Origin of the sequence: Streptomyces sp. RP5T (genome assembly GCF_003933965.1) — a bacterium.
GTDB lineage: Bacteria > Actinomycetota > Actinomycetes > Streptomycetales > Streptomycetaceae > Streptomyces.
Genome location: NZ_RSAJ01000938.1, coordinates 1 through 2155, shown reverse-complemented (window position 1 = coordinate 2155; position 2155 = coordinate 1). Strand labels below are relative to the sequence as shown.

Below are 2155 nucleotides of genomic sequence, written 5' to 3'. Positions count from 1 at the left end.
CCACGTACTGGGTCTCCAAGTGGCCGCAGTTCGGCGGCGCCGGACCGGTGTTCCCCCGCCTGGTCGGCGCGCTGACCTCCGCGCCCACCCTCGCGAGCACCTTCTCGCTCACCATCAGCAGGCAGCGGGGCAAGGTCCTGGCCCTGTCCGGACACGTCCGCCTGACCGGCCGCGGTGAGAACGAACTGGGCGAGGCCGCGCAGCACTTGGAGCGGGCGGCGTCCGCGTTCAAGGTCGGTCTCGTACGGCTCGACCGCGAGCAGCTGCCCGGAGTGCTGGCCACCCTGCCGCTGGGAGGTACCCGCTGATGTCCGCTCCCACCATGCGTCCCTCGGGCCGCTCCGGCTTCGGATCGTCCACCCCGGGCTTCCCCGGGCAGCGTCCCGGACATCTGCCCCGCTCCCCCGAGCCCGCCCGGGTCGGTCCCGAGCGGCGCCTGCGCGAGGCCTTCGGTCTGCTCGGCCCCCGCCGTGAGCGCCACCTCGTCGACGCCGACGTGCTCGCGCAGCTGACCCTGCCGGTCGGCGACGACGGTCTGATCCTCGGCATCGACCCCGACAACCAGCCCGCGGTGCTGGGGCTGTGCCGTCCCACCCGCCTGGACATGGTCCTGGTGGGCGGCACCTGGCTGGCCCAGGTCATCGCCCTGCGGGCGGCGGCGATCGGCGCCCGGGTCGCCGTCGAGACGGCCCGTCCGCAGCTGTGGGCGCCGATGGCGCAGGCGGCAGGCGGCGGCCAGCAGTGCGTGACGGTGCACCAGGTGGGGCGGATCGCCCCGCAGGGCCCGTCCCCGGCCAGCCCCGTGCTGATCATCCGCGACCTCGGTATCCGGCCGCCGCGCAGCCGCCTCACCACGGCGCCCTGGCAGTCGGTGCTGACCCTGCTCCCCTATCTCGGCCCCACCGCGCCGCGTCTGCTGGCCAACGCGGACGTCGTCGGCGTCCAGCGGATCTCCCCGCAGGAGTCCGAAGTCGTCGGCAAGTCGATGCGGTTGCCGCAGGGCGACGCGGCGTCCCTGCCGTCCCTCTCCGACAACGTCGCCCTGTGGTGCACGCAGAAGCACCGGCAGTACGTGATGACGCAGCCCACCGACGCGGAGACGGGTCTGCTCGGGGCGCCCCGCCGGATGGACTGACGGCGGGCCGGGGTTGCGGTCGCCGCAGGCCAAGGTCGCGGCCCCGCAGGCGGTTTCGTGACCGCACCGTTGCGCCGTGTGAGGGGCCCCAGGCCAAGTAGGGTGCTCCTGCACGAGGTTCGCTCAGGAGAAAGGGCCCGCCGACCATGACCGACGCGGACGACATCGCCGCAAAGACGCCGGACGACGACGTCAGGGCGCGCAAGGCGAGGGAACGGGACGAGCTGTACGGCCTGGACATCTCCGGCGTCGAATGGCACAGCGCGCCCGGCACCGAGGAACACGAGGAGCGCGTCGAGATCGCCTACCTCCCCGAGGGCGCGGTGGCCATGCGGTCCTCCCTGGACCCGGACACCGTCCTGCGGTACACGGAGGCGGAGTGGCGGGCCTTCGTACTGGGCGCGCGCGACGGCGAGTTCGACCTGGAGTCCGCCCCGCACAACGGCGGACCCACCACCGAAACCGAATAGGCGCGGAACACGCGGGAACCGCCACATCCCGGCCGCCCCGGCCGGGACGGAAACGGCCGTCCCGGGCCGCAGGACACGGACAACCGTCACAAGGGCGACATCGCGGCAGGCACCGCTCCGTCGCGTGCGAGCGCGCAGCGGACGGGCCTGCCCCGCCGAAGCCCGTGGCGTTTACGCTTGATGCGGGTGCGGCGTACGAACCCCGGGTGGGTTGTTCGCGTCCAGGGGACTCAGCGGGATCGGACAACAGGAACGGTCGCCCCCCGCCCGGCACATGAGTGCCCACACACGGCACGAGGGTGCTCGACCAACCAGGAGGAATTGTGCAGAGCGATCGGGACGGGCTGCGCGCGGGCTGGACCACGCCCAGCGACGACCAGTCCGACGCGGAGTCCGCCACCGAGATGACGGGCGAGTTCACCATCGACTACGCCGCCCCTGCCTGGTACACGCAGAGCGCGGCACCCGAGGCCGAACCGGCGCCTCCCGCGCCCGACCCTGCCCCCACCGCGCCTGCATCGCACCCCGGTTACCCCGATACGTCCGGTTC

At 73.3% G+C, this 2155-nt stretch carries 3 protein-coding genes and 1 pseudogene; all 4 read left to right on the top strand.

Going from position 1 to position 2155, the window contains the following annotated elements; translation table 11 throughout:
- Positions 1–308: pseudogene (locus EHS43_RS43175) on the top strand (type VII secretion protein EccE); the annotation flags it as partial.
- Positions 308–1135, top strand: a complete 828-nt coding sequence (locus EHS43_RS43170) for a hypothetical protein (protein ID WP_125195897.1) — start codon at positions 308–310, stop codon at positions 1133–1135. The pseudogene EHS43_RS43175 and the gene EHS43_RS43170, both read left to right, overlap by 1 nt.
- Positions 1136–1281: 146 nt before the next feature.
- A complete protein-coding gene (locus EHS43_RS43165) occupies positions 1282–1605 on the top strand; it encodes a DUF397 domain-containing protein (protein ID WP_125195896.1) in 324 nt (107 codons plus the stop codon).
- Positions 1606–1928: 323 nt separating this feature from the next.
- Positions 1929–2155: SCO5717 family growth-regulating ATPase (locus tag EHS43_RS46945; RefSeq protein WP_185806654.1), on the top strand; the 227-nt coding region annotated here is incomplete at its 3' end.

Coding starts and splice junctions, on each gene's coding strand:
- EHS43_RS43170 (WP_125195897.1), top strand. CDS start 308: ATGTCCGCTCCCACCATGCGTCCCTCGGGCCGCTCCGGCTTCGGATCG.
- EHS43_RS43165 (WP_125195896.1), top strand. CDS start 1,282: ATGACCGACGCGGACGACATCGCCGCAAAGACGCCGGACGACGACGTC.